The sequence below is a fragment of the Microcoleus sp. w2-18bC1 genome (assembly GCF_036700365.1).
Taxonomy (GTDB): Bacteria; Cyanobacteriota; Cyanobacteriia; order Cyanobacteriales; family Microcoleaceae; genus Microcoleus.
In genome coordinates, this window is the sequence record NZ_JAUBOS010000136.1 from 1 (window position 1) to 3,533 (window position 3,533).

Consider the following 3,533-nt stretch of genomic DNA (forward strand, 5'->3'; position numbering starts at 1 on the left):
TTACATTTTGACATATTTGTTAAATTGATTTTACGCCTTTAACTATTGATTTAGCATAGTAAGTAAGGAAGAACCGATTTTTGACCGAAAGCATCCAGGATACAAGCCCCCGGATTCATTCCGAAAGCAGACTCAGGACGGATAAATAAAAAACCTGTATCCGATAAACAAGCGCCCGAATTGATCTGTGGGGCCAATGCTTCAATTCTTTAATCTAAAATCTAAAATCTAAAATCGATTGACACTTCTGCGAAGCTGATTGGGCATCGCTGTTGCAGGAATTCATAAAATAAATTAGTGATAAAGTTTCCAGCATTCTCGCGCAATTTCCCAATCTTCCTGTGTGTGAATTACCAAAATTCTCACTGCTGAATCCAGTGCCGCAATATCTTGATCGATTGGTGACAGTTGATTTTTATCCCCATCCAATTTTAACCCGATAAATCCAAAAGCTTCGCAAGCTGCCGATCTCACAACAGCAGCATTTTCCCCGACTCCCGCCGTAAAAATTAAAGCATCCAACCCTCCCAAACTCGCCAGCATGGCACCAATTCCGGCACGCAAACGGTGGATGTAAATATCCAAAGCAAGTTGAGCTCTCTGATTACCTTGGACGATCGCATCTCCAATCTGCCGCAGATCGCTAGACACCCCTGAAATCCCTTTTAAACCTGAATTTCGATTGAGAATACCATCAAGTTTCTCAGCAGTAAAATCGGATTGTTTTAACAGATGAATGAGGATGCCTGGATCGATCGAACCCGATCGACTTCCCATCATCAAACCTTCCAAAGGCGTAAATCCCATCGTCGTGTCAACACTCCAGCCACCGCGAATGGCGGCCAGAGAACATCCGTTGCCCAAATGACAGCTAATCAACCGCAAATCTGCCAAATTTTTACCCAGAATGTCGGCGGCCCGACGCGCGCAATATTGATGGCTAATCCCGTGAAAACCGTAACGGCGAATCCCATTTTCCAGCCATTCATAGGGGCCTGGATAAACAAAGGCTGCGGGCGGCAATTGTGCGTGAAAAGCTGTATCAAATACTGCTACTTGCGGCAGATTTGGGAGGAGTTTTTCAATCGCTTCGATGCCTTCGAGGTTAACCGGATTGTGAACCGGGGCGAAAACAGATAAACGGGCGATCGCCTTTTTAACATCCGGCGAAATTAACGTACTTTGCTGATAATCTTGTCCGCCGTGTACGACGCGGTGGCCGACCATATCAATTTCTTTTAAATCATTAATTGTTTGAGTTCTTCCCCTCCAAAGACTCTGCAGCATTCGAGAAATAGCATCTTTGCGAGAGTCTGAGGCAAACTCCTCTTCAAGCCGATCGCCTTTTGCTGTTTTGACTTTCAACTCTGCTATACCCTGCTGGTGAGTCCAGTCTATTTGAGCCTCCCAGAGGGGTTGCAAAGGTCGATCGGGGAGGACATCATTTAACTCGTAAAGACAGCTCTTTTGACTGCTAGACCCTGCATTTAACACCAGTATTTTCATGCTTTATTATTTCCTGTTGATTCGTTCTTTCGATCGCTAGGCGATTGCAATCGTGTGTTGTCAAACTTTCGTCCGCCTGCACAGGCTAAGAAATCTTGAGATCCTGGGAAAAATATTAAGAAAAATGTCGAAAAATTAACTCTTAATGCAATGTGTAGCTAACAGTTGCATTTTTTTGATATATCTTCTATGCACATTTTCGTTTACTAAAGTTTAAGGAGCCGATCGATGTTTACACCAATTTTACTTGCCGTTGCCCCCAGAACCGTAGAGTGGAGCCCTACAATCGGTTTGATTATGATTCTTTGCAATATTTTAGCTATTGCGATCGGCAAATCAACCATCCAGAAGCCTACCACAGGCCCAGCAATGCCCTCATCCAGTATGTTCGGCGGTTTGAGTTTGGGTGCAGTTTTGGGAACTACTGCCTTTGGTCATATTTTGGGAGCAGGTACTATTTTAGGATTGTCTTACATAGGCGCGATTTAGTTTCAGACGCTCCGGGTAGGCAGTGCGCGCACCCTACCCGTAATTTCAAGTACCGGGCAAATTGCGGAGAGTTTCATCCATGTACGATCGATCGCCCAAAACTTCCAGCAGTGGCCCGTGCACCTCAAACTTAACAATACTGACAGAAGCTGCTAAAGCGGCAATGCGATCGCGATAACGTCCCAAATCAATCCCCAACAGACTGCACAGAATAATCCTAATAGTTGCTTTGTGCGAGACAACCAACACATTTCCATTCTTATATTTTTCCTCAATTTCTGCAATAACTAAGGAAGCTCTACTGGCAATTTGCACCGAAGTTTCGCCGCCGTTTGGTGCATTCCAAGCAGGTTCAGTCAGCCAATTAATATAATCTTCTTCGTATTCTTTTTTGACCTCTTCTACTGTTTTGCCTTCCCACTCACCGTACTTAATTTCCCTCAGTCCGTCGCGAAGCTGCATTTCAATCCCCACAGCATCGCACAAAGGTTTTGCAGTAGCAATTGTGCGTTTCATCGGACTGACATAAACAGCATTCCAAGGCAATTTTGCGTAAGTGGCGGCAAACTGTTCTGCCATTTGATAACCTTCGGGCGTTAATTCTGGATCGATAGCGCCGCAGAAGCCACCTGTTTGGCTGTAAGTCGTTTCACCGTGTCGTAGAAAGTAGATTTTTAAGCTCATAAATTACTTAATTGTGATATCAAATCCTGTTTATTCTTTAGTCCGCGAAGGCGGACTTCGCTTGTGTAGTAGCGGTTTCAACCGCCGAATATTTCTTGTTTATTTTATCATATTAGCAAAATAGTTTAAAAAACTCCTTCAAATCATCGAGTGCAGGATTATCCCAATCCCAAATATCTTTTTTCTGTTCCATAACATAATCAAATCCAGACATACTGCATTTCCTTCCAGCTTGTTTCTCTTCCTTATCTGAGCAAGTATCATACCTGAGATAGATGCTCACCCAGAATTTATCAAAACCTTTCTGGTTAATTTGCTGTCCCTGGCTTTCTATGCAAGTTTTCCAGCTATTCAAACAATCAGCATGAGGTGATTCTCTAGCCTTGATTGCCTTTAAAAGCGTTTCGAGTTCGCCTTGACCTCCAACATTTGTAAAGTAACAAGCCAATTTTGCATTTGTTCCATTATCTCCACAAATATCGATAAATTGTTTAGTGCTTGACAATGTTTCAGATTCAAACACCTGTTGTATACATTCATTTACGAATTCCAGCCGCTCTGCTTCTGAATAGTTATCAATATCAATAATAATCCCAATTTTTTCTATATCTCTTTTTTGAATATCTGCTTCTAAAGCTTTTAAAGTCGTGATTAACTTTGTTTCGCTCAAGCCTTCCAAACGTTCATAATCATCTATATAAATAGGTTTTTCTACCTGGACATCGCAGTTTAGTTTGTCAACCATTGCCTGCATAAAAATTGCATCATTTTTACTTTCTACAGCACTTTGCTTAACGATTAGGTACAATATTAGAGGTGGTAAGAAAGAGAAAAATGAAACCCTACTCCCTAGA

At 42.3% G+C, this 3,533-nt stretch carries 4 protein-coding genes; 1 reads left to right on the forward strand and 3 read right to left on the reverse strand.

The genetic code is table 11. The features are described from left to right. Positions 1 to 294 precede the first annotated feature (294 nt). Positions 295 to 1,506 (reverse strand): acetate kinase, encoded by a 1,212-nt coding sequence (locus QT979_RS28575; protein WP_333312355.1) that lies wholly within the window; start codon positions 1,504 to 1,506, stop codon positions 295 to 297. A 228-nt stretch (positions 1,507 to 1,734) separates the two neighbouring features. Here QT979_RS28575 and psaK point away from each other — a divergent pair, with 228 nt between their 5' ends. Continuing rightward, a complete protein-coding gene (gene psaK / locus QT979_RS28580) occupies positions 1,735 to 1,995 on the forward strand; it encodes a photosystem I reaction center subunit PsaK (protein ID WP_333214723.1) in 261 nt (86 codons plus the stop codon). Between the two features lie 45 nt (positions 1,996 to 2,040). Here the strand turns inward: psaK and QT979_RS28585 are convergent, their stop codons facing one another. Together QT979_RS28585 and QT979_RS28590 are read right to left on the reverse strand one after the other, a co-directional pair. Then, positions 2,041 to 2,679, reverse strand: a complete 639-nt coding sequence (locus QT979_RS28585) for a histidine phosphatase family protein (RefSeq protein WP_333312356.1) — start codon at positions 2,677 to 2,679, stop codon at positions 2,041 to 2,043. A 112-nt stretch (positions 2,680 to 2,791) separates the two neighbouring features. Beyond that, on the reverse strand, positions 2,792 to 3,433 hold the full coding sequence (locus QT979_RS28590) for a DUF3226 domain-containing protein (RefSeq protein ID WP_333312357.1): 642 nt from the start codon (positions 3,431 to 3,433) through the stop codon (positions 2,792 to 2,794). Between the last annotated feature and the right edge of the window lie 100 nt (positions 3,434 to 3,533).

What these genes read in the sequence shown, in the direction of transcription:
- QT979_RS28585 (WP_333312356.1), bottom strand. Translation starts at nt 2,679, where the DNA reads ATGAGCTTAAAAATCTACTTTCTACGACACGGTGAAACGACTTACAGC.
- QT979_RS28575 (WP_333312355.1), bottom strand. Translation starts at nt 1,506, where the DNA reads ATGAAAATACTGGTGTTAAATGCAGGGTCTAGCAGTCAAAAGAGCTGT.
- QT979_RS28590 (WP_333312357.1), bottom strand. Translation starts at nt 3,433, where the DNA reads ATGCAGGCAATGGTTGACAAACTAAACTGCGATGTCCAGGTAGAAAAA.
- psaK (WP_333214723.1), top strand. Translation starts at nt 1,735, where the DNA reads ATGTTTACACCAATTTTACTTGCCGTTGCCCCCAGAACCGTAGAGTGG.